Consider the following 25287-nt stretch of genomic DNA (forward strand, 5'->3'; position numbering starts at 1 on the left):
ACGGGCAACATTCTTTAGGAGCACAAGGAATTATGTGGAATATCCGCTGTATGCACGAGTCTGATATAGATAACGTTTATGCAATTGAAACCACGGTTCATATTACCCCTTGGAGTCGTACCATTTTAAGAGACTGCGTGCTGGTAGGTTATAACTGCCTCGCTCTTGAAACGAGAATAAATGATGATTGGGTGCTTGGGGGCTACATGATTTGTAGACAACGGGACCATGTTTGTCATATCTTAAATTTCTGCATTGCTAAACATTTGCAATCCCAAGGCTATGGCCGTAAGTTTTTAGAGCATGTACTTAACTTGTTAAGCAAGGCCAAAGATACTCACACAGTGATGCTCGAGGTCAGGCCAAGTAATGCATCTGCATTACATCTTTATAAAAGTATGGGATTTGAGGAAACGGAAGTTAAGCCGGATTATTATAAAGATAATGACAAAGTAGAGGATGCAATTCTTTTAAAGAAATTTTTATGAGTTTAGCACGACATCGTCAATAGATCTTCGTCCAAAACTTCTAAGGATGACGCGCACCAAAAAAATCAGGAAAAAGTAGTCTGTCAAGACTGTTTTTTTATTATTTCTTTGTTATCATACCCAACCCAGACAACTGTCTTTTCACCACACTCTCTTGTGGATAACTTTTCTAAAAACCTCTAATACACCCTGATTATCTTTGCGCACAATTAAGAAAAAATCCTTTTAAGACTTACATCTACGCTATATTTCTATCTTTTTCCTGGAAAAGGGGTTATCCACAAAATCTGTGGATAACCTTGTGTATAGATCTGTGAGTTATTTGAAAACCAATCACTTTTAGTGGGTGTATTAATATTAACCAATACTGCCCTACAGATTTAAGTATTGATAAATCTAGATGTAGAAGTAGAATAGGTTCGCTCCTAATTTAGGATGATGAGATTTTTATATGGAGATTTATACATGAAGGTATCAACTTATGGTATGTGGGAAAAGTTTCGGATTCAGTTTGTAACTTCCTTGCTGACTATTCCGGGTTTAGATTGCACTCGTGAGCAAATCGATGAAGCATTATTAGGACCAGTTATTACAGATGTTGTAGATCTTGCGTTTAAATGCCATGAAGAATTAGCAAAAGCGAACTCTCCATTAAGTATGAAAGAACGGATTATTTTTTCTTATGAAAAGTCCTTAGCTTGTATCTTGCCAACATTAGCTGGAGCTTTGTCCAAATCGTCAGAACTTATTGCTCCGCACTATGAATGTTTTAAAAATAACTGCCTTGCCTTTTCTAAAGATAATATTGATTATTTAGAGCGCTTGGGCGAAATAAGTCGTAAGATTAAATCCCAATATATGATTGAGCTGTATGGAAGTGAGTTTGCAACTAGTTATCCTAACTTAGCAAAACTTTTACCTTTTAACGATATGGCGCTTGTTGATACAGCGAGTAAGGTTGTCTCTGCAGAAATAAAAAAAGAGTGCCCTGAGGCGATTCATTTGCAAATGGAACTACATATTTCTTATATCACCGAAATTTCAAATCAAAGGATGGTTAAAGAGAGCTTTGCTGAAGACTTTAAAAGAGAAACTGGATTAAGTATGGATGATTTTAAGAAACAACATGCTTTAGATAAAAAAGAGCCGGTTGTTTCTGTAACTGCGGGAGGGTTCTTTAAGGTTGGTAGCCACGATGCGAAAGGGGCCGAGCAATTAGGTAGTTCATTTAGCCCAAGTTGACATGCCTTGTTGTAAAACCAAATGAATTCTCTACAATGTTTGTAGGCTGGGCTTAACAGCCCAGCCTACATTTGGAGTAAAAGATATCGCAATTGATGAAAATTGGCAGTCATTAAAAAAGTTTAACTATAAATGCCAAGTCAATACTGTTTTTTATTTTTTTCTTTGTTATTATGTGCGACTTGAAGTCCTATCCTACCTAACCACAATCTGTGGATAACTTTTTCACCTGCTTTCATGTCTTTACTGAGTTGATGCATTCATTTTATTGTTTGAACCCTTTGGCAAAGCGGTTTTTGCCTTCTTTCTTATGATCAAAGCATTTATGTTTTATCCACAAAATCTGTGGATAACCTTGTGTATAGTGTTGTAATTACTTGATTTATCAGCTTGTTTTTGCCTTGTGTCAAAATTCAACATTCCTGGTTTGAGAGAACAGGGTGGGATAAATGATATTTAATTATTCACTATGAATTAGTGGTCGCCAAATTATCATGACAAGTGGGAAGGGGATATGATACCCTTGCAACTTGTATTTCCTTGATTAAAAAACACATTTGTTGAGAAGAAATTCATGAGAAGAACTCGCTCCAAACCCAAACCCAATCCCACACCGCAAACCGCTCAAATCGTTAATTTAAGCCATGATGGAAAAGGTGTGGCTCGTATTAATGGGAAAGCTACCTTTATTCAAGGTGCATTACCTGGTGAAACGGTAGACTTTAAATATATCTGTGTAAAAAAAGATTTTGATGAAGGGCAATTATTATCAGTGATTGAACCCTCTGCTTTACGAGTAGAACCTAAATGCCCACATTATACGATGTGCGGTGGTTGTTCATTACAGCACTTAAGCGAAAAAGAACAAATTCATTTTAAGCAAGAGCAATTGATCGATTTATTGACGCGGTATGGCCATACCCAAGCGCAAACCATATTGCCGCCCTTAGTTGCTAACCATTGGAATTATCGAAATAAGGCACGTTTAAGTGTGCGCTATGTCGATAAAAAGGAATCCTCAATGGTAGGATTTAGAGAACGAAATAATCCAAGGTATATTGCTGAAATTACCCAGTGTCCTGTTTTAAATACTCGATTGGATCAAGATATTATCCCCCTAAGAAATTTAATTAATTCTATGGAAGATAAATATTGTATTGCGCAAATTGAGGTAGCCGCGGGTGATGAGGAGATTGGCCTTATCTTTCGTAATCTATCTGCATTAACTTCGGCTGATGAATTAAGGCTGCAGCAATTTGCAGAAGACTATCAGTATAAGATTTTCTTACAGCCCGCAGGTCCAGATAGTGTTTATTGTTTTTATCCACCTGACTCAAGTGACTATTTGACTTATAGTTTACCTGATTATCAAATAACTTATTCATTTCATCCTACAGACTTTACTCAAGTAAACTCGGAGTTAAATCGCTCAATGGTTGCACTCGCGCTGGAACTTATGGACTTAAAAAGTACAGATGTCGTGCTAGACTTATTCTGTGGCTTAGGAAATTTTTCGCTTCCTATGGCTAAATCTTGTTCCAAGGTATTGGGTGTCGAAGGCAGTGAGGCAATGGTTGAACGAGCCTATATGAATGCAAAATTAAATCAGCTGAGCAATGTTGATTTTTATGCTGCAAATTTAGATGATGTTCATGAGGTACAAAAATTAGTACAGCAAAAATGCAATAAGATTTTAATTGATCCTCCTCGTTCTGGGGCATTGGAAATTGTGAAGCAAATTGATGCCTTAAATCCTGAACGTATTGTCTATGTGTCGTGTAATCCCGTAACATTGGCAAGAGATACGGATATTTTAGTAAATCAAAAAGGTTATGCCTTAATTAAAGCAGGTGTGATGGATATGTTTCCCCATACTGCTCACGTTGAGTCAATCGCGTTGTTTGAAAAAGGATAATACTCATGGTTAGAGTCAAAGATACTGTTCCCCTGGCTGCGGATGGCAGCATTGATGTCAATTTATGGTTACATCAACTTGGTGCAAAAGGTTATTTGGACAGTATTGAACTCATTCGAAGTGCTTGTGCTTTAAGTCAATTGTCAGGGCAGGATCATGCTACAGAGACAGGACATTCCTGCTTGCAACAAGGATTAGAAATGGCCGATCTGCTTGCGGATCTTGAAGTCGATCCGGAAACATTGGCTGCGGCAATTATTTTCGAAAATGTTCATTATGCTGATTTATCCCTTGATGATGTTGAGGAGCAATTAGGTCCTAACATTGCTAAGCTAGTTAAGGGTATTGAGCGCATGAGCGCGATGCATAGCTTTCAGGCCTTGAATAAATACCCACAAAATAAGCATCAGATTGATAACATCCGTAAAATGTTATTGGCTATGGTCGATGACGTTCGCGTCGTTTTGATCAAATTGGCCGAACGTTTATGTATTCTTAGAGCAACTGCTCATTTACCTGAAGCTTTGTGCATCCAATTGGCTACTGAAGCGATGGAAATTTATGCTCCCTTAGCAAACCGCTTAGGGATAGGGGCTATAAAATGGGAAATGGAAGATTTAGCCTTCCGTCATTTGCATCCCGCAGATTATAAGGCCATTGCTAAAGGATTAAAAGCCAAACGTCTGGAGCGAGACAGCTTTGTTAATGACATCGTTGCACAATTAAATGAGCAGATCAAAAGCAGCGGAGTTGAACATTTTGCAGTGTATGGGCGTTCCAAGCATATTCATAGTATTTATAAAAAGATGACGCGGAAGAATGTAGCACTGGATGAAATATATGATGCTACCGCGGTGCGTGTCTTGGTGGAAACAGACCATCAATGTTATGAAGTATTGGGAATGGTACATACCTTATGGAAGCAGATTCCAGCTGAATTTGATGATTATATTATTAATCCCAAAGAGAATGGATATCAGTCATTACATACAGCGGTAGAAGGCCCTGAAGGGCGAGTATTTGAGGTACAAATTCGAACGTTCCATATGCATGACCTAGCCGAAATGGGTGTGGCCGCGCATTGGAAATACAAAGAAGGTGGGGTTACTCATAAAGAGAGCCATGAGCGCAAGATTGAATGGCTGCGTGATGTATTAGCATGGCATAGAGAAATGGCCAGCAATAAAGGGGTTCCTGAAAGTGCTACCACTGAATTTTTGGAAGACCGAGTTTATGTATTTACACCCGATGGCGATGTTTTAGATTTACCACAAGGTGTTACACCTTTGGATTTTGCTTATCATGTGCACAGTGATTTAGGGCATCGTTGCCGAGGAGCGCGCATTAATGGGCATATTGTACCGCTTACTTATCAATTAAAAACAGGTGATAAGGTAGAGGTTTTAACCGGGAAGCAAATTAAACCCTCACGCGATTGGATTAATCCTCATTTAAATTATTTAAAAACCTCCCGAGCGAAGGCTAAAGTGTTGCACTGGTTTAAGATGCAGGATTATGAGCGTAATCTGCAAGAGGGGCGAGAGTTATTAGATAAGGAATTGAAATCCTTAGGAATTAAATCAGATAAGCTTAATGAAGTAGTGAGTGCACTGCATTTCAAAAAACTTGATGATCTTTATGCTAATTTAGGACGTGGAGATATCAAAATTGGGCAGATTATTAATAAACTTGCTCCTCCGCAAACCTCTGAAGTCAATCTTGATAAATTTGTCAGAACCCAAGGAAAGCCTGAGGTAACTGGAAGTGATCTACGTATTGAAGGCGTTGGAAATTTACTTACCTTCATGGCACGTTGCTGTCAGCCTGTTCCTGGAGACAATGTGATTGGTTATATCACTATTGGACGTGGTGTTTCTGTGCATCGTCAGGATTGTCCTAACATTATTCATGCAAGTGAACGACAAAAACAACGTTTTTTACAGGTAACATGGGGAAGTGCTACTCGCGAAAATTATGTTGTAGACATTTTGATTAAAGCATTTAATCGTTCCGAGTTATTGAAGGATGTGACGTCATTACTTGCGAATGAGAAGGCTCATGTTTATGCTTTACAAACGCAAAGTAATAAACATGAAAACATGTCGTTTATTACTTTAACCGTTGATATCGATGGCTTAAGTAGCTTGTCACGGCTTTTGGCGAAGTTGATGCAAATTCCTAATGTTTTGGAGGCGAGACGGCAAGTGTAGTTACTTCTTTCGTTCCCATCTTGGTGTAATCAACATGGGCCCATTCAACCTTACAGTCGGTTTCGTAATGTGTTGCGTAAATTTGCAGTCTTTTTGATTAATCTAATCAAAAGGGAGAATGGTCCATGAGCAAGATTACGATATAATACTCGCGCGCATCCGAACTCGCATTCTGATGCTAAATTATTCTTACATTGCTGATCCAGCGGGTAGGTCGAAATCCCTTTTTTAAGCGGGAGATCCAGAACAGACTCTCTAGCATGTCCGGTAAGTCCAATGATGGGAATTCCGTGATTTGCTAACTTGATGCTCCTGTTCACGAATTCTCCGGCATAGGTCATTTCCAGAGATGCCTAGAAGCCCAATGTCAGTGAGCATTATATCAAAATGTGGCTTACAAAGCTTTATTTACCTTGACTGGCAAAATATGCACAAGAGCCAGGCGAAAATCTGGCCATTAGGTATCATACTATGTAAAGGAAAAAACCATGGACAAATTGAGTTGGTAGAGTTGGACAAAAGCGGCATTCATGGAATATATTACAACGTTGCCGCCCAAAGCAGAATTACAGAAAAAATTACATCAATCTATCTATTGAATTTGGTTGGCAGCTGTGGACGGTTTAAGCCTAGCTATTATATTGCTTAAAATTTCTGCTTAAAAAAAGAAAGCAATAAAACTAAATTTGGATTTGAAAAGATTTGGTGGTAATGGAATTGGTGAAATCATACCCCCGTATCCTTGCCCTATAATGTCCTACAATCTAATGATTGAGCCATTTAAGCTAAATAGTTTCCCAATAGGTGGAGCTGTATACGGTGTAATGAAAAGTTTGTTCTTATATGGGTCAAAAGGTTTTTTTTCGTACTATCATATAGGTAATCTTATTTTATTAAACATTCTTAAAAGGAATGAGCAAATCATAAAAAAATGGGGAAAAAGTTTTGCTAATGAAAAAGAAAATAGAGTCTTACAAAATCTCTGTTTCTCAATTATTTGAGTTACAAGTAAAAAATACACCCAAAAGAGAGGCTTTAGTCGATAAAAGGTATGCGTACAGTTACGATGAATTAAATAATAAAGCCAATCAATTTGCCCAGACTTTACAAGATAGTGGTGTAACCAAAGGGGATTTTGTTGCTATATTATTGGAACCTAGTGCTGATTTTATTCTTTCTATCTTAGCTATAATAAAACTTGGAGCAATATATGTGCCCCTTGATACTCTTGCTCCCACATCTCGTCTTGAAACGATAGTTGACGATACAAAACCTCGACTTATTATCACTGATGAACAGCTAAAACAAAATATTGAACCTCTGAATGTTGATTACTTTCTTATAAAACAACTACATATTGAATCCATCAGTAAGCCTAAAGAAAATCAGGGTGTCCGTATCAGTCCTGAAGATGCTCTTTATATGATTTATACATCCGGCTCTACAGGGAAACCTAAGGGCGTACTTATTCCTCACCAGGCTGTTGCTAATTTAGCTGTTGTTGTCAATTATGCTTCTGTACATGAAGGGGATGTTATTGCACAATTTAATAACCTTGCCTTTGATGCCAGCACCTTTGAAATATGGAGTGCATTACTTAATGGATGTACTTTAAGTGTCATTCCAAAGGAGGAGCGTACCCGACCCAATGAATTAAAAAACACATTGGAAGAGTATGGGGTAGATCATATTTTGCTTCCAACTGCCTTATTTCACCAGCTGATTAAATCATCTCCACATACATTAAATCAACCTAGAACTATTCTTTATGGTGGGGAGCAAATCAATCCCGGATTGCTTAGGCAATTTATAGAACATCGAACACGCATTCAAAAAACAGTACGATTGATAAATGGTTATGGTCCATCTGAAGGAACAACTTTTGCCTGCCGCCATATTGTCAGTGAGCTCATGATGGATAATGAGGAGCTTTTATCAGCCATTGGAATTCCATTCGAAAACACAAAGGTTTATGTTTTAGATGAACATCACAATGAAGCTCAGGAAGGGGAACTGTACATCAGTGGCATACATTTAGCCTTGGGATATCATCGCAGCGAAGACCTCAATGCTAAACAATTTATTCCAAATCCCTTTCATAAAAAAGCACCCTATCAAAAAATGTATAAAACGGGAGACTTGGTCAAAAAACTTCCCTCTGGAGAGCTTGTCTATACAGGACGCGTGGATGATCAGGTGAAAGTAGGCGGTTATCGAATCCATTTAAGTGAAATTGAACGGCAACTCATGAAACATGATGAAGTAAGCCTTGCCGCAGTTATTGTTGAAATAGGTGGTGGCCATCATAAAATGCTCACAGCCTACCTTGTTTTTAAGGATAAACCCGTTCATGCCAGTGATTTACGTGTATTTTTAAATCAGCAATTACCACCCTATATGATCCCTGCAAAATTTGTGATGGTAGACGCTCTCCCTTTAACCCCAATAGGTAAAATCGATAAGATAGGGCTCAGTGAGTTACCCCATACTGATTTGGAGTTTCACATCGATAAATCGGCAACCAACAGTACTGAAGAAACATTAAAAGGCATATGGCAGCATCTGCTTAACCGTGACAACGTTGAGGTCAATAAAAACCTGTTTGATCTAGGGGCTACGTCCTTACTGGTTACTGATGCCTGTACTCAAATCAATAATGCCTTGCATACCCAATTACACGTAGTAGAACTGATGGAACATCCTACCATCCATAAGTTAAGCAAGTACATTGATGGTGATGTGGATGCCCCCATGGTGCGTGAAATTCATGCAACGACTTCCTGTGAAATTGCTATTGTAGGGATGAGTTGCCGGTTTCCCCAGGCAAACACTCTTGAGGAGTTTTGGGATAATTTATGCAAAGGAGTCGATTGTCTGTCACGCTTTGATCCTGACGAGATGAAGTCAACCTATGGAACTCCTGCACCATTGGTTCCTGTGAGGGGAATTGTTGCCGATATTGACCAATTTGATGCGACCTTTTTTAATTTTAATCCTGCCGATGCAAAGAGTACCGATCCTCAACATCGTGTTTTTTTAGAATGCGTCTGGGAAGCATTGGAGCATGCTGCTGTAGCACCAGAAAAAAGCGGCAATACAGCCATCAGCGTTTTTGCCGGCATGACGGATAGTTCCTATCTTCATGAAAATCTATTAAAGAATCAAAAATTTTGTCGTGAGCATGATGTATTTCATCAACGAATCGCAACCAGCATGAGTATGCTGAGCACACAAACATCGTATCGATTGAATTTAAAAGGTCGAAGTGTGAACGTAAACACCGCTTGCTCTACAGGCTTAATTGCTGTTGATCATGCTTGCCAAGATTTGATATTAGGACAAAGCGATGTGGCTCTTGCAGGTGCAAGCAGCATTGTGGTGCCTCAGAATTCAGGATACACATACCAGCCAGGAAGCATCGTCTCACCGGATGGGTATTGCAGGCCTTTTTCGGTAGATGCGAATGGTACCGTTTTTTCAAACGGGGTAGGAGTGGTCGTGCTCAAACGCTTAGAAGATGCACTACGCGATAACAATACGATTTATGCAGTGATACAATCTCGTGGGGTCAACAATGATGGAGTCGATAAATTAGGGTTCACCGCACCCAGTATTAGTGGGCAAATGTCCTGTATCAAAGATGCATTACATCAAGCGCAACTTAGTGCAGATAAAATTGATTTTGTAGAGGCTCATGGTTCAGCAACTGCTTTAGGGGATGTGATTGAAGTCCATGCGTTATCCACTGTATATCGGGAAGAAACCGAACGCATCCATTATTGTGCGTTAGGTTCAGTCAAAGCCAATATTGGCCATACCGATGCGGCAGCCGGAATTGCAGGCCTTATTAAAACTGCATTGAGCTTGTATCATCAAAAAATTCCCCCTTTAGTGCACTTCTCACAACCTAATCCTGATTTAGAACTGGATGAAAGCCCATTTTTTGTTACTACACAATTACAAAACTGGCCAAAAAAATCTGAAGCACGCTATGCGGGCGTAAGCTCTTTTGGGGTGGGTGGTACGAATGTTCATATGATTTTAAGAGATCACGAACAACCCAGGCGCTATGAGGAGCACACCAACACTACTGAGGAACTGTTTCTTTTATCAGGAAAAACAGAATCAGCGCTGCACCACCAGGTAGAACGATTTTCTGATTATTTGCATACCACAACAGACAGCCTGTCTGACATTGCCTACACCCTTCATGTTGGGCGGGAGGACTTTGCCTGGCGCACCTTTGTTGTAGGTAAGAAGCATGATGAGATTCAAAAGAATCTAGGACAGTACAAAGCTATTTTGCATGATGATGAAGTGCAGCACAGCATTGTTTTTGTTTTGGGAGGGCAGGGCTCCTCCTATGCTAAAATGGCTATGGAATTATTCGAGACAGTTCCTGCATTCCAGAAGTACATGACGCACGGAGCGACGCTTGCCCAACGCTATCTGCATTGCGATGTCCTTGATGTGATACGGGCATCTGATGATGCGTTATTAACCCAAACACAATTTGCTCAGCCCGCATTATTTATTATTGAATACGCCTTAGCTCGACTTTTAATGGATTGTAATGTTACGCCCGATGCGTTGATAGGACATAGTCTTGGAGAATACGTAGCAGCATGTCTTGCGGGTGTCTTTTCTTTTGAAGATGGGATTGCACTTGTGTGTGAGCGGGGGCTTTTAATGGCTCAAGCACCACCAGGGCGAATGTTTGCCCTGACCTGTACTCAGGAAGAACTTAAATCATACCTTTCGTTTCCTGGCATAGAGCTTGCGTTGCACAATAGCAAAGACCAGTATGTTGTGGCGGGAAGCATTGATAGGATGCGTGTTTTAGAACAGCACCTTATCACAGAGCACAAACGATATCATCAGCTTAACGTAAACCATGCCTTTCACTCGGAGTTAATGGCTTTTGTCGAACCAGCGTTTAAGGATATTTTGTCGAACATCACCTTATCTGCGCCTACCATTCCTATAGTATCAAACGTTACAGGAGAATGGCTTTCAGCTCAGGATGCCGTGTCGCCCGATTATTGGTATCGTCATGTGCGTCATACCGTACACTTTGCTCAAGGGATTGAGTTGCTTTTAAAAGACGAGCATCCCCTTTTTCTGGAGGTGGGATTAGGCCAGTCTTTATCTGCATTGATTCATCCTTTAGCCCAAAATAAAGAAACAATCACTCACACCTTACCAGGTCGTTCTCAATCGGGAACAGACAAGGAGCACTTGTTACGCGCCTTAGGCTTTTTATGGGGAAAAGGCGTTTCCATTAACTTAGATGCGTTGAATGCACATCGAAAGAACCAACGTGTCGCCTTGCCTACGTATCCCTTTCAAAAACAGCGGTATTGGATTTCTCCTGACAGTAAAGAACGTCTTACAGCAGGGCAACCGCGATGTTACAGCCCCGTCTGGGTGCGCCAGCCATTAAGTAGAGTTCATGTGGAACAAATTAAAGACCATCAATGGATTGTCTTTAAAGACGAGACGGGGATAGGCGAACTTTTGATTCAGATGTTGAAGGAATGTAACGCAGAGATTTTTGTCATAGAAGCCGCGTCTGATTTTGCAATCCGTTCACCCTATCATTTTTTAATAAATCCTGGCGTAAAAGAGCAGTATAATGCATGCTTTAATGCCTTAAACAGGACGCTTTCTAATCCTAAAGTCATTCACTGTTGGTCACTGAATGTTGTTGCAGATACTGAGGAACAAGAGCTTGATGTCTCTTTAGAGAATGGCTTTTTCAGTGTTATGTATGCTCTTCAAGCGTTAGTTAGTGTCATCAATCAGTCTCAATGTATTGATTATTCCATCATTACATCAGGCACGCAAAGTGTTCTGGGGCATGAATCCATGCATCCTGCTCAGGCAAGTCTTGTAGGCTTTTGTCGTGTAGCCCACTTAGAACATCCCTTTTTAACCTGTCGTTTAGCAGATATCCTAAAAGACACTCATCCAAGGGATGTGGCGGATATTGTGGTAGATATTTTAGCCACAACTTTGGGGCACTCTAAAGACGCATTAATTGCTTACAGGAACACTTTTCGCTGGGTGCCTTCCTATGTTTCCCCAATGCGGTCTCCCCGAGCAACACCACTTAGAAACCAGGGAATTTATTTAATTACCGGAGGCCTTGGGGGAATAGGATTAAACTTAGCGCATGCCATAGCCTCTCAAGTTGAACGACCGACTCTTATTTTGAGTTCACGAACCGAATACCCAGAAGAAAAGCAATGGGAAGTTCTTGTACAGGATGCTCATTATGAGCGCAGGCATGTTCTTATGCAATTGCAACAGCTCAAGGAGTTGGGGGCTCGAGTGCGTGTTGTCCGTTGCGATGTGACCAACAAGCAGGAAGTACTCGAACTGATCCACAAGAGTTTTAGCCAATACGGCGCACTGCATGGAATGGTTCATGCAGCGGGAGTTTCTGGAGAGGGGTTGATTCAACTTAAAAACAAAGAAAAAGCATTGGACGTGTTGGCACCAAAATTGTTCGGAACCCATTATTTGGCACAAGCCACTCAAAAAATCCCAAAACTTGATTTTGTCGTGTTGATGTCGTCAATAGCGGCGCATGTTGGGTTAAAAGGGCAGGCGGATTACAGTGGTGCTAATGCTTGTTTGGATGCCTTTGCCTCATCTCAACTGTTTCATGCCCAAAGCACAATTAGTATCAGTTGGAATGCCTGGCGAACGGTAGGCATGAGTGTTTCATCAGGTACTCCTCAGACTGTTGATTTGCTCAATGTTGGCAATGACATCAGTTGCGAGGATGGACAGAAACTGTTTTTGAATGCCCTATCTTTTTCTGAGCACAATGTCGTCATATCCAATTACGACCCGAAAGATTATGAAGATGCGCTGTTGAAGGCAGAGTTTGAGCACAACACAACAGAACATAAAGCTTCTCGATCTCATTTAAACATTAAAAATAAGTATGACGCGCCTCAAAGTGATTTAGAAAAGCAACTTGCCATGCTTTGGCAAGACAGCTTGCACATCGATGCCATTGGTCGAAAGGATGATTTTTTTGCATTAGGTGGCCATTCATTAAATGCTTTAACACTTATCGAGAAAATAAATAACCGGTTTGGGTGCTCTTTATCAATCCAACATCTGTACAAAGCTCCAGTTCTTGCTCAATTAGCAGGACTTATAGAACATCCTGATGACTCCATCGATATTCTTGTTCCTCTAACAACGCCTGAGCCTTCTGGATTTAATCTGTTTTTTTGCCATCCGGTCAGTGGGATGGTGTATTGCTTTAATGAGCTTGCCTCTCAGTGGTCTTCTGCGTCCATCTATGGTATGCAAGACCCGAGTATCTCTCACGGTACTTTACTTTATGATAGTTTAGCGTCCATGGCAAAATCCTATGCTAAAGCCATTCAAAAATTGCAACCCGATGGCCCTTATTATTTGGTCGGCTATTCTTTTGGGGGAACAGTTCTTTATGAGGTCGCCCATCTTTTAAGGGAGGAGGGGCAAGAAATTGGCTTATTGGCTTTAATTGAAAGTTGGTCTGTATTTTCAGAAACACAGCACAAAATGGGTTATGCGATAGAACAATTTTTGCCTGTAGGGGACCAAAGCTCTAATGAGTTGGCACGTTTGGCGGCACAACGTATGAAACTATTATTAAATCATTGTCCCACACATACGCATCAGGAGATGGTGCTTTTTAAAGCCAAACAGTTAAACGAGGGATATAAATCCATTGACGATCCCTATAATGGATGGTCTAAATTTAATAAAGGAACTATTATTTGTAAGTTAATCGATGCCGATCATGATTCCATATTAAACGCTCAGAACAGCAAGATGATTGCTGAGTACCTGCAAACAATGAAATCTGTGTTAAGAAAAGAGAAGGGCATGGACAACTAACTGATGAAGATTACTCAAGAAGAATTACCCGTTATGGCTAAAGCATACGACCTGGCCTCACATTCCTTTATTGTGATTGACCGGTTGTTACATATTGTATGGATGAATCATTCAGTTCAAAAACTGATAGGCCTTAATAAAGACTCTTCTTGGAAAGGAAAACCCTTTCATGAGTTGTGGGAATTATTAAACTTACCTCCTCTTATAGACGTACATGCCAATCTTATTTGCCCCAAAATTATGGTGATTCATAACTCCTATCGTGTTTGGCGTAAAATTCGGGTGACTATTGATAATAAAACGCATTGGATTTTATTGGATAAAGACATTTCTGAGGTAGATGAAACCTATACCACCTTAGAACATGAAATCGCAAAAATCACCGGACATGTCTTTCAACACCATCTTCCAGTCAATCAATACGTGGATGAAATGCGTCATTTTCTAACGAATATAATTAACCGTATTCCTTGTTATGTGTATTGGAAAAATAAAGAATTAGAGTACATTGGCTGTAATGAATTGGCTGCGGATTTTTTTAGTCTGGCCTCTCCAGATGACATTATTGGAAAAACCGATCATGATTTATTTTCCGATCCGGTACTTGCAGAAAGTTATCGTGAAGTAGACAGGCAAATTTTAGAGCAGGGAAAGCCTGTATTAAAATTACCACAAATTTTAGCGCACCATAATGGAGAAACCTTCCACACACTCGTCAGTAAAGTACCTATTACCAGCGAGGATGGGACTATAGTGGGTATATTAGGGATTACGATTGATGTGACCAAGGAAAAACAGGCTGAAATCGCTAAAACCGAATTTATTGCCAATATGAGCCATGACATTCGCACGCCCCTTACAGGGGTCATTGGTTTATCAGAGCTGTTGGAAAAAGATTTAACTAATCCGATACATAAGGAAGAGGCTCATTTATTGTATGAAAGCGGTAATCAACTGCTGAGTATGCTTAATGGAATTTTGGATGATGTGCGTGCGGGCAGCACTCCAGAGTCTGGGGTGAATGAAGAGTCATTTCTTCTTAGGGCATGTCTTGAGGATTTAGTTAAATTAGAAGCGCCAACTATTGCTGCTAAACAGTTAACGCTGGGCTATACGGTAGCGCCCGATGTTCCCGAATGGATAGTCAGTGATAGGAAAAAAATTCATCATATTTTGTTAAACCTCTTAGGGAATGCGGTAAAGTTTACTGAGCAAGGAGGAATAACTCTTGCTGTAACGCAATTATCACGCACCGAAGAAGAGGTTGTATTACACTTTAGTGTGACCGATACAGGGATTGGCATCCCTGAAGACCAAAAGGAAAAAGTGTTTGAGCGTTTTTTCCGTGTTTCTCCCTCTTATAAAGGGAAATATGTAGGATATGGTTTAGGTCTTCATATCGTCCAATCTTATGTTTCCCTTTTAAAGGGACAACTTCATTTAGAAAGTAGGGAGGGGAAGGGGACGACTATTTCTTTCGATATAACTTGCCGTGAAGGTGTGGCTCAAAATCATGTGGACGCTAAGCAACCTCCTACCCTATCCGAGAGGCATGAAATAAAAACCAGCATGCTATCCTCTGCTGTGCAGGATGTCGATGAAGACGCGCCTCATTTTTTATTGGTAGAAGATAATATGATTGCATTGAAAGTTTTAGAAGCGTTCGTGAAGAATCTAGGAGCTCGATATTCTTCGGCTGAAAATGCAGCACATGCCCTCAATTACGTGAAGACCACATCTTTTGACTTGATTATTACTGATATCGGTCTTCCGGATGTATCAGGAGTTCAATTGTCCAGGGAGATTCGTTCTTGGGAAAAGGAACATCAACTGCCTCGTACCCCTATTATTGGCTTAACTGGGCATGCGTTGGAATCAGCACAATTTGAATGTCTTGATGCGGGTATGAATGAGGTCTATCGAAAACCGATATCACAACCCATATTGCAAGAAATCATCAATCAGTGGGTGCGTCAATCTGAGAAAGAGTCGGAAGTGAGAACAATCCCGTTATCACAAAGTTCAAGTCCTCTAGGGCATGATTTACCCATAACGGAAGACGAATTATTTGCTTTAGAATCCTTTGCTTTGTTTGACCCTCAAGACGCTATGAAATACATTGGTGAAGTGTCTTTCATGTTCCAGATGTTAAAGCAATTCCTTTCCTCCGAGATTCAAAACGACATAGTCCTGCTGCAACAAGCTTATCAGGACAGCAATTGGAATGAGGTAGAGAAGCTGGCTCATAAAATCAAAGGAGGGGTTGCATGCCTTGGAATGAAACGATTGTTTCTAGCCTGCCAATATTTAGAGCGCTACTATAAAGCCGGGCATCGATCATTGCTCAAGCTCCTCTACACCCAGATTATTGAAATTAATCAGCAAACTATAGAGGAAGTCTCTCGATGGCTGGATAAGTACAGTACGCTATAGTTCCCTCATAGACCAGTTTTATGTTTGGGGTGCGACAATTAATGAAATTGAACCATAATCTAAGAAATTAACTCGTTAAAAATTAGGTTGCTAAATCATTTAATGCGTTATTGTTACGTAAGTAATTAAACAGCCTCTGTTTATGTTCATCCGTGCTTAAAAGGCGCATAACCTGACCTTCATAGAGAGCATTTTCCAACCCCTCGATATGAGTATGAGTCTCAGAAATGATCTTTTGCAGGGTTTCCTGGTATTTTATGTTAGAAAGGGTTTCTCATGGATTCGTTTCGCGTGAAATAGAACTTGGGCTCGAGTCATATAATTAACTTATCTAGGGGGGAAACCCATTATACTCATGGTGGGTTATTTTATTATCAATAAAGGCCCGCTAAGGGCCCAAGGTAATTGAAAATTATTCAACTCTAGCGGTGAGCAATCAGATGCTAATTAGAAAAAATAAAACCTGCAACAACGGCTCTTTGTTCACTTAGTAAAACATTGTATGTTCTTGATGCTGCACCAATGGACATGCATTCAATACCAACTCGATGCTGTGATAGGGTGCTGATTATGGACATTGGTGGGAATTTTCCAGTTTGTTCATGCCCGATAATAACGACTTCAGGATTAAATTGAAGTAGCTGTTGTAAATACCGATCATCAATAGCTTGAATATCATGAATTATTAGATCAGAGATGATTTCTTCTTTAGAAACTATTAGACTTCGCTCATATACAATAGAATGAATCTGAACTTGATTTTCACTGTAAGCTTGCACCGCATTTTTTTCTGCTGCTTCTAAATTAATATTCATGGTTTTAGATGATTCGTTGAGTTATAGTGGCTACGAGTATACTACAGAGGTCGATATTATGAGTCAATTTCCCCGCATTAAACGGTTACCACCTTATGTTTTTAATACGATGACCCAATTAAAAATGGAAGCACGAGCGCGCGGAGAGGATATTATTGATTTTGGCATGGGAAATCCAGATCAACCCACACCACCTCATATTGTGAACAAACTAATTGAAGTAGTGCAAAGACCAGATACGCATCGTTATTCTATGTCCAAAGGAATACCGCGATTAAGACGGGCAATGGCATCCTGGTATCATCGTAATTATGATGTTCATTTAGATAGTGAAACTCAAATTTTAGCAACTATTGGTTCTAAAGAAGGGCTGGCACATTTAGCTTTAGCGATTAGTGGACCTGGTGATACCGTGTTAGTTCCTGATCCTGCCTATCCAATTCATACTTATGGGTTCATAATCGCCGGTGCCAACGTAAAGCAAATTCCATTAATTGATGAAATTCAGTTTTTAGAGTCAGTTGAAGAGACGATTAACAGTAGTTGGCCAAAACCTAAAGCGCTAGTAATCAATTTTCCTGCAAACCCTAGCACCCATTGTGTTGACTACCCGTTTTTTGAGAAAGTCATTGAACTTGGTAAAAAGCATGGGATTTGGATTATCCATGATATTGCTTATGCTGATATCGTTTTTGATGGATATAAAGCCCCTTCGATATTACAAGTACCAGGAGCAACCGACATTGCTATAGAAACCTATTCAATGTCTAAATCATATAATATGCCTGGGTGGCGCGTTGGTTTTGCTTGTGGTAATACAGAGCTGGTCGGTGCATTAACACGCATTAAATCCTATTTAGATTATGGTACATTTACTCCAATCCAGGTTGCTGCAATTGCTGCTTTAGAAGGCTCTGATGATTGTGTTGAAGAAATTAGAGCCCTTTATGAAAGGCGCCGTGATGTGCTTTGTGAAGGATTGAATGCAATCGGTTGGGAAGTCACTAAACCCAAAGCAACGATGTTTGTCTGGGCACCGATTCCTGCTCATTATGCATCCATGGGATCCTTAGAGTTTAGCAAATACTTACTTAAAGAGGCGCAAGTCGCTGTATCACCAGGTATTGGTTTCGGCCAGCAAGGTGATGGTTTTGTCCGTTTCGGCCTGATTGAAAACAAAGATCGCACACGCCAAGCTTTACGGAACTTAAAAGCGATGTTTCGCCGAGATGGATTAATAAGCGCCTAACGTTTTAGTAAGAGACATTACATGCACCTTGTTATTAATTCTGAGTGTAGTTCTATTCCTGAAGGAGTAAAACCATTAAGCTCAGAAGGAACTGCATTACTTAATTTATTATGCTGTCTGGGTTATGATCCAGCCGATCCACCTTTTGGAGACTTGCTACGAAAGGTTCATCAACTTGATGGGGATTGGCTAATTGTTAGCCCAGTTTATTGGCAAGCCAGCCATAACGACGCATTGATTTTAGCGGCAGGAAAAGGCTTAGAACTCCAAGAGTCCGAAACTAAGCTTTGGTTTGAGCTTTTTGCCAACTATTTCGTCGAAGAAGATATTACTTTACATTATCATGATGCGGAAACTTGGCTTCTCCAAGACCATAAAAAGCGCGTACTTAAAGCAAAACCTGTCTATCAATTAGTGAATAAATCATTGATGCCGGAGTTGGCACAATTAGACAAAAGCTTATTTTGGCAACGTTTTGTTACTGAGTCGCAAATGCTTTTTGCATCAAAACCCAATTCGTTTGCTGCTAATGGATTATGGCCTTGGGGCAATGCAAAACTTAAAGAACCCAAAACAACAGCAATTTGTGCTGATGCTGCTTTTTTCCCTTTAGCAAAACAATGCAGCACAAACGTTATTTTATATAGTCCTGAAGTAAACCTCAAAGAATACGAGATCGTATTGATTAGTGAATATTCCACGCTTAGTCAATCACATCAAGAGGAATTAACAAAGCGATCAGTTCAATGGTATTGGAATAATGCCGCTTACAGCAGTTATTCCGATAACTGGTTTACTCGCCTATGGAGAAAATTGATTCATGCTAATTAAGCGTCGTGCTCAACCAGAACATCCTTTAAACTTACCCAATATACCTGAGGTGCTAAAAAGAATCTATGCGACACGAGGGATTACCGATATCGCTCAGTTGGATAAACAATTACAAACCTTGCTGCCTTTTAATTTGTTAAAGGGGATTGATGGGGCATGCTTACGTTTGGAAAAAGCTTTGCGTGAACAGCAGCGCATTTTGATTATTGGGGATTTCGATGCCGATGGGGCTACATCAACTGCTGTCGCCATTACGGCTTTGCGCGCTATGGGGGCTCAGTTTATTGATTATTTAGTCCCCAATCGCTTTGAGTTTGGTTATGGGCTAACACCACAAATTGTGGAAGTTGCGAGCAAATGGCGTCCGAATTTAATTATTACCGTGGATAATGGAATTGCCAGTTTTGATGGGGTAGAAAAAGCGAATCAATTAGGGATTGATGTTTTAGTCACCGATCATCATTTGCCAGCAGATAAAACTCCTGATGCCTGTGCTATTGTTAATCCCAATCAAAAAGGCTGTGCCTTTCCCAGTAAGTCTATTGCTGGTGTAGGGGTAATTTTTTACGTCATGCTCGCTTTACGTCGACATTTGGTGAATGCGGGCTGGTTTGCTGAAAAGCAAATTGCCGAGCCTAACATGGCAAGTTTTCTCGACTTGGTTGCTTTAGGTACCGTTGCTGACGTCGTAGGTTTGGATCAAAACAACCGGATTATGGTGAATCAAGGGATGGCACGTATTCGCCAGGGAAATTGCAGAGATGGAATTAAAGCCTTGATCGAAGTTGCTGGACGTGAATGTTCGCGATTACGAGAGTCTGACTTAGGTTTTGCTATTGCCCCTCGATTAAATGCAGCAGGAAGACTTGATGATATGGCTTTGGGAATTGAGTGTTTGATTTCCTCAGATTTTCAGCAAGCCAGAAATTATAGCCAGCAATTGGATGAATTAAATCAAGAACGCAAGCAAATCGAAACGGAAATGAAAGAGCAAGCCATGTTGGCCTTGGACAAACTGTCTGTGAGTAATGATTATAAAGGCAATCATTTACCAATTGCGTTATGCCTTTTTGATAAAACTTGGCACCAAGGGGTTATTGGTATTTTGGCTGGACGAATGAAAGAGCGCTATCACCGACCTGTTATTGCCTTTGCCGAGGTAGGTGATAGTGAGTTAAAAGGCTCTGCTCGTTCAGTGCCTGATTTGAACATTCGTGATGTGTTAGCAGCGATTGATCGAGACCATCCAGGATTGATTATTAAATTTGGTGGCCATGCCATGGCCGCTGGTTTAAGTATTCATCCGCAGGCTTTAAACGCTTTTCGTGATGCCTTAGTTGCTGAAGTAGGAAAGCATCTTGATTTATCTCAATGTGAAGGTGAGCTACTCACGGATGGTCCATTAGCTCCAGATGAAATGAACTTAGAAACTGCACAATTAATTCAACAGGCAGGACCTTGGGGACAGCAATTTTCCGAACCGGTTTTTGATAATATTTTTGAAATTTTAGATCAACGTCTTGTTGGCAAGAATCATCTAAAAATGACCTTGGTTTCTAATCAAGGCGGGCAACAGGTTGATGCAATTGCTTTTAATGTGGATTTAAACGCATGGCCAAATCACCGAGCCAAGTTTGTTCATATGGCTTATAAATTGGATATTAATTTTTATCAGGGGAGATCGCGTTTACAGCTGATGGTTCAAGCGATGAATGTGTCCAATCAATGATTAATTACAGGTACGCTCGCATTACTGTGGTCAAGCCAATACTTATCTTCGCCAAATATACCTAGTGTCATTAATTTCTAGCGACCAGGCTATGGTTATAATTTTGTACAATAATCGATTATTAAGGTATAATTACTTCTTTTTTTTACTAGCCTGCAATGACATCGGACACACTGTTTTCATCTTTGGCAATTGCCCCCATGATCGACTGGACTTACAGTCATTTTCGCATATTCATGCGTATCCTGGCGCCTCATTCTCTTTTATATACTGAAATGCAGACTACTGGAGCAATTCAAAATAACCCTCAACGCTCTTTACCATTTAAAGAACAAGAACATCCGATAGCATTACAACTTGGGGGTTCTGATCCACAGGCTTTAGCGTTTTCAGCTAGATTAGCGCAAGCAGAAGGGTATGATGAGATTAATATTAATTTGGGATGTCCTAGTGATAAAGTAAAAGCAGGGCATTTTGGCGCTTGTTTAATGACTCAGCCTGAGCGGGTCGTTGATTGCATCAAAGCGATGTGCGATGCAGTGACAATCCCAGTTACTGCAAAAACGAGGATTGGGATTGACCACCAAGACAGTTACGAGTTTTTTAGTGATTTCGTGCATCAATTGGTTGATGCGGGCAGTCAAAAAATTATTGTGCACGCGCGAAAAGCCTGGCTTAATGGCCTGAGTCCAAAACAAAATCGCACAATTCCCCCGGTTAATTACGATTTTGTTTATAAAATAAGAAAAGAAATCCCTCATATTCCAGTGGTCATTAATGGCAATATTAAAAGCTACCAAGAAATCAAAGAACATCTTGAGCATGTAGATGGTGTGATGTTAGGGCGCCTAGCTTGTGATAATCCTTATCAAATAGCCAGCATCCACAATGCACTTTATCCACAAAGCCCAATGTTATTGCGTAGTCAGTTATTTAGCCAGTACAAAGATTATTTGCTTGCAGAATATCACCAAGGTACCGCTCTAAGTTTATTGGTAAAACCAATATTTAATTTGGCTTTTGGCTTACCTGGGGCGAGTCAGTGGAAAAAAACATTAATGCATTTGCTACAAACTAAAGACTTATCTCTTTTAGAGCAAATAAGCCATTATTTATTAGAGATAGAAGAGGCGGTTGCCGTCTGCATGCCATCCTGAGGCGTTGACGGCGAAGGATCTCCAGAATGAGGGATTATTAGTGCCATCATGAGGAGAGCCCGAGATGATGTGCCTAATTTACGCTTCTGTGCTCGAAAATCGCTCCATTTGGGATCAAACTAGCGAAATGTCAGCAGACTCTGATGTTATTCATAGTATTTTCTTCTAATTTTTAGTACATTAACACATTTATTATTTAAAACCTTCAGAGGATTGTTTAGGCCATGCTGAATACGTTGATCAAGAAAATGTTTGGAAGCCGAAATGAGCGTACATTGCGGCGTATGGAAAAGGCAGTAATGGCTATTAATGCGTTTGAATCACAGATGCAAGCCCTGACCGATGCCGAGTTAGCAGGAAAAACCGCACAATTTAAAGCCCGTTTTAATGACGGAGAAAGTCTTGATGAGTTATTAGCTGAGGCCTTTGCTACGGTCCGAGAAGTATCTGTACGTACTCTGGGATTACGTCACTTTGACGTGCAATTAATCGGTGGAATGGTATTGCATGAAGGAAATATTGCCGAAATGCGTACCGGAGAAGGTAAAACACTTGTTGCAACATTACCAGCCTATTTAAATGCCATTACTGGTCATGGTGTACATGTGGTAACGGTGAACGATTACCTAGCTAAGCGCGATAGTCAGTGGATGCGTCCTATATTTGAGTTTTTAGGTTTGACTATTGGGGTAATTTACCCAGATATGTCTCATAGTGAGAAGCAAGCAGCATATCGTTGTGATATCGTGTATGGAACTAATAATGAATACGGTTTTGATTACCTACGCGATAATATGGCTTTTAGTCTGACTGATAAAGTTCAACGAGAGCTTAATTTTGCTATCGTGGATGAGGTAGACTCTATTCTTATTGATGAAGCTCGCACTCCTTTAATTATTTCTGGTGCTGCTGAAGACAGTTCTGAGCTTTATATTAAAATTAATAAACTAATTCCTAACCTGAAAAAGCAAGAAAGTGAAGAGGTAGGTGATGGTGATTACACGATTGATGAAAAACAAAAACAGGCGCATTTAACGGATGCGGGTCATCAGCATATTGAAGAGTTATTACTTAAAGCCGGCTTGTTGGATCAAGGCGAGAGTTTGTATCACGCCAGCAATATTATGTTGATGCACCATGTGAACGCTGCTTTAAAAGCGCACTCCATGTTCCATCGTGATATCGATTACATTGTTAGTGATAACCAAGTAGTTATTGTTGACGAGCACACTGGACGTACTATGCCAGGCCGTAGATGGTCTGAAGGCTTGCATCAGGCAGTGGAAGCAAAAGAAGGTGTAAGAATTCAAAATGAGAACCAAACTTTAGCATCCATCACGTTCCAGAATTTTTTCCGTATGTACAACAAATTATCTGGAATGACGGGTACAGCAGATACAGAAGCTTATGAATTACAACAAATTTATAACCTTGATGTTGTGGTTATTCCAACGAATAAGCCTATGATGCGTAAAGACGAAGCTGATTTGGTTTACTTAAATCAAGAGGATAAGTTCCAAGCGGTTATTGATGACGTACGTGCTTGTGTGGAGCGTAAACAACCGGTTCTCGTTGGTACTGCATCAATTGAAGCTTCAGAGTTCTTAAGCCAATTGCTTAATAAAGCGAAAATTAAGCATCAAGTCTTGAATGCTAAGTTTCATGAAAAAGAAGCCCAAATTATTGCTGAAGCGGGACGTCCTGGAGCGGTAACCATTGCTACGAATATGGCTGGCCGTGGAACAGACATCGTGCTTGGAGGAAGCTTATCTGCTGATTTAGCACAATTGCCTGAAACTGCTACTGCTGAAGAAAAAGAGGAAGTGAAACGTGTATGGCAAAAACGTCATGAAGAAGTGCTTGCGGCTGGTGGTTTAAGAATTATCGGTTCTGAGCGTCATGAATCACGCCGTATTGATAATCAGCTACGTGGTCGTTCTGGCCGTCAAGGTGATGTAGGAAGCAGCCGTTTCTATCTATCACTTGAAGATAATTTGATGCGTATTTTTGCTTCAGAGCGTGTTGCATCGATGATGAGACGTTTGGGAATGAAGCCTGGAGAGCCGATAGAACACAGCTTGGTGACTAAGGCGATTGAAAATGCTCAACGTAAATTAGAAGGACATCATTTTGATGTCAGAAAGCAGCTGTTGGATTACGATAATGTGGCTAATGATCAACGACAAGTCATTTATACCCAACGTGCTTCCATTATGGAAATGGCAGACACTGAAGAAGTTGTAACGATGATGCGCGAAGAAGTAATCAACAATCTTGTTGATACTTATATTCCGCCACAAAGTTTAGAGGATCAGTGGGAGCCTAAGGCATTAAGCGATGTTTTATCTGAAGAATTTAAATTAAAAACTCCTTTGCTTGAATGGATTGAAGAAGATCATCACATCCAACCTGAGCAAATTAAAGAGCAAATTCTTGATTTGGCAATAACGCATTATGATGCAAAAGTACAACAGGCTGGTAGACCGGTTATGTCGCAGTTTGAAAAATCGGTAATTTTACAAACTTTAGATAACCAATGGCGTGAACACTTGGCAGCAATGGATCAATTGCGTCAAGGAATTCATTTACGTGGTTATGCTCAGAAAGATCCAAAGCAAGAATATAAAAAGGAAGCGTTTTCTTTATTTACCAGCATGCTGGATACTTTAAAATACGATGTGGTTCGTTTGCTTTCTTCAGTTGAAATTCAAGGTGAGTCGGATGTAGATGCTGTTGAAGAACAACGTCGTGCAGATCAAGTAAGTAAAATGAGTTTAAATCATGGTGAGTCGTTCAATGATGACGAAAGTGGCAATCCTCAGTCACAGACATTCAGACGTCAAGAGAAGAAAATAGGGCGAAATGATCCATGCCCATGTGGTTCAGGTAAGAAATACAAGTCCTGTCATGGTAGTTTGTCGTGATTAAAGTTGCTGTAGCCATTATTGTTGATGAACAGCAGCGCGTTTTAGTAACCCAACGCCCACTTCATGCATCGCATGGTGGGTATTGGGAGTTCCCTGGCGGTAAATTAGAAGCTAATGAACTTGCCGAACAGGCGCTTATTCGAGAAATAAAGGAAGAAGTAGGTTTGGATGTGCTTCAGCACGAGTTTCTTGGTGAAGTGCAGCATCAGTATGCTGAGCGGTCGGTGCAATTGCTTATTTTCCTTGTAACAAAATTTTCTGGAAGTCCTCTATGCATCGAGGGGCAGCTTGCGATGAAATGGATTTGCCAGGATGAGCTAAATCCTGATGAGTTTCCTGCAGCCAATCGGGAAGTAATGCAGTTAATTCCTAAGTTATAAACTTGA

Annotated in this window: 13 protein-coding genes; 12 read left to right on the plus strand and 1 reads right to left on the minus strand. The window is 40.3% G+C overall.

Annotation, left to right across the window (positions count from 1 at the left end):
• Window positions 1-29: 29 nt before the first annotated feature.
• The 6 genes from rimI (at window position 30) to E1P08_RS00940 (ending at window position 16193) form a co-directional block, all read left to right on the plus strand.
• Window positions 30-488, plus strand: coding sequence for a ribosomal protein S18-alanine N-acetyltransferase (gene rimI / locus E1P08_RS00910; RefSeq protein WP_133135146.1), 459 nt, complete (start codon window positions 30-32; stop codon window positions 486-488).
• A gap of 465 nt (window positions 489-953) precedes the next feature.
• Complete coding sequence (locus tag E1P08_RS00915; RefSeq protein WP_133135147.1) at window positions 954-1730, plus strand: hypothetical protein; 777 nt, start codon at window positions 954-956, stop codon at window positions 1728-1730.
• 574 nt (window positions 1731-2304) lie between these two features.
• On the plus strand, window positions 2305-3645 hold the full coding sequence (rlmD, locus tag E1P08_RS00920) for a 23S rRNA (uracil(1939)-C(5))-methyltransferase RlmD (RefSeq protein ID WP_133135148.1): 1341 nt from the start codon (window positions 2305-2307) through the stop codon (window positions 3643-3645).
• A 5-nt stretch (window positions 3646-3650) separates the two neighbouring features.
• A complete protein-coding gene (relA, locus tag E1P08_RS00925; RefSeq protein WP_133135149.1) occupies window positions 3651-5855 on the plus strand; it encodes a GTP diphosphokinase in 2205 nt (734 codons plus the stop codon).
• A gap of 951 nt (window positions 5856-6806) precedes the next feature.
• Window positions 6807-13760 (plus strand): polyketide synthase, encoded by a 6954-nt coding sequence (locus E1P08_RS00935; RefSeq protein WP_133135151.1) that lies wholly within the window; start codon window positions 6807-6809, stop codon window positions 13758-13760.
• Window positions 13761-13763: 3 nt separating this feature from the next.
• Window positions 13764-16193: a PAS domain-containing sensor histidine kinase gene (locus E1P08_RS00940; protein WP_133135152.1), complete on the plus strand. Its 2430-nt coding sequence runs from the start codon at window positions 13764-13766 to the stop codon at window positions 16191-16193.
• A 443-nt stretch (window positions 16194-16636) separates the two neighbouring features.
• Here E1P08_RS00940 and E1P08_RS00945 read toward each other — a convergent pair whose 3' ends face one another.
• Window positions 16637-17008, minus strand: a complete 372-nt coding sequence (locus tag E1P08_RS00945; RefSeq protein ID WP_133135153.1) for an Mth938-like domain-containing protein — start codon at window positions 17006-17008, stop codon at window positions 16637-16639.
• A 58-nt stretch (window positions 17009-17066) separates the two neighbouring features.
• On the opposite strand from E1P08_RS00945, the gene alaC reads away from it, so the two are divergent.
• The 6 genes from alaC (at window position 17067) to mutT (ending at window position 25281) form a co-directional block, all read left to right on the plus strand.
• The gene (alaC, locus tag E1P08_RS00950; protein WP_133135154.1) at window positions 17067-18257 is read left to right on the plus strand and encodes an alanine transaminase; all 1191 of its coding nucleotides are present in this window, start codon (window positions 17067-17069) and stop codon (window positions 18255-18257) included.
• A gap of 21 nt (window positions 18258-18278) precedes the next feature.
• Complete coding sequence (locus tag E1P08_RS00955) at window positions 18279-19088, plus strand: hypothetical protein (protein WP_133135155.1); 810 nt, start codon at window positions 18279-18281, stop codon at window positions 19086-19088.
• Window positions 19078-20817, plus strand: a complete 1740-nt coding sequence (gene recJ / locus E1P08_RS00960) for a single-stranded-DNA-specific exonuclease RecJ (protein WP_133135156.1) — start codon at window positions 19078-19080, stop codon at window positions 20815-20817. The genes E1P08_RS00955 and recJ overlap by 11 nt, the downstream gene beginning before the upstream one ends.
• Window positions 20818-20975: 158 nt before the next feature.
• Window positions 20976-21974, plus strand: coding sequence for a tRNA dihydrouridine(20/20a) synthase DusA (gene dusA, locus E1P08_RS00965; protein WP_133135157.1), 999 nt, complete (start codon window positions 20976-20978; stop codon window positions 21972-21974).
• Between the two features lie 224 nt (window positions 21975-22198).
• The gene (gene secA / locus E1P08_RS00970) at window positions 22199-24898 is read left to right on the plus strand and encodes a preprotein translocase subunit SecA (RefSeq protein WP_133135158.1); all 2700 of its coding nucleotides are present in this window, start codon (window positions 22199-22201) and stop codon (window positions 24896-24898) included.
• Window positions 24898-25281, plus strand: a complete 384-nt coding sequence (gene mutT / locus E1P08_RS00975; protein WP_133135968.1) for an 8-oxo-dGTP diphosphatase MutT — start codon at window positions 24898-24900, stop codon at window positions 25279-25281. Before secA ends, mutT begins: the two co-directional genes overlap by 1 nt.
• Window positions 25282-25287: the final 6 nt, after the last annotated feature.

Origin of the sequence: Legionella rowbothamii (genome assembly GCF_900639985.1) — a bacterium.
Lineage (GTDB): Bacteria > Pseudomonadota > Gammaproteobacteria > Legionellales > Legionellaceae > Legionella > Legionella rowbothamii.

Coding starts and splice junctions, on each gene's coding strand:
- E1P08_RS00915 (WP_133135147.1), top strand. CDS start 954: ATGAAGGTATCAACTTATGGTATGTGGGAAAAGTTTCGGATTCAGTTT.
- rlmD (WP_133135148.1), top strand. CDS start 2,305: ATGAGAAGAACTCGCTCCAAACCCAAACCCAATCCCACACCGCAAACC.
- relA (WP_133135149.1), top strand. CDS start 3,651: ATGGTTAGAGTCAAAGATACTGTTCCCCTGGCTGCGGATGGCAGCATT.
- E1P08_RS00935 (WP_133135151.1), top strand. CDS start 6,807: ATGAAAAAGAAAATAGAGTCTTACAAAATCTCTGTTTCTCAATTATTT.
- E1P08_RS00940 (WP_133135152.1), top strand. CDS start 13,764: ATGAAGATTACTCAAGAAGAATTACCCGTTATGGCTAAAGCATACGAC.
- E1P08_RS00945 (WP_133135153.1), bottom strand. CDS start 17,008: ATGAATATTAATTTAGAAGCAGCAGAAAAAAATGCGGTGCAAGCTTAC.
- alaC (WP_133135154.1), top strand. CDS start 17,067: ATGAGTCAATTTCCCCGCATTAAACGGTTACCACCTTATGTTTTTAAT.
- E1P08_RS00955 (WP_133135155.1), top strand. CDS start 18,279: ATGCACCTTGTTATTAATTCTGAGTGTAGTTCTATTCCTGAAGGAGTA.
- recJ (WP_133135156.1), top strand. CDS start 19,078: ATGCTAATTAAGCGTCGTGCTCAACCAGAACATCCTTTAAACTTACCC.
- dusA (WP_133135157.1), top strand. CDS start 20,976: ATGACATCGGACACACTGTTTTCATCTTTGGCAATTGCCCCCATGATC.
- secA (WP_133135158.1), top strand. CDS start 22,199: ATGCTGAATACGTTGATCAAGAAAATGTTTGGAAGCCGAAATGAGCGT.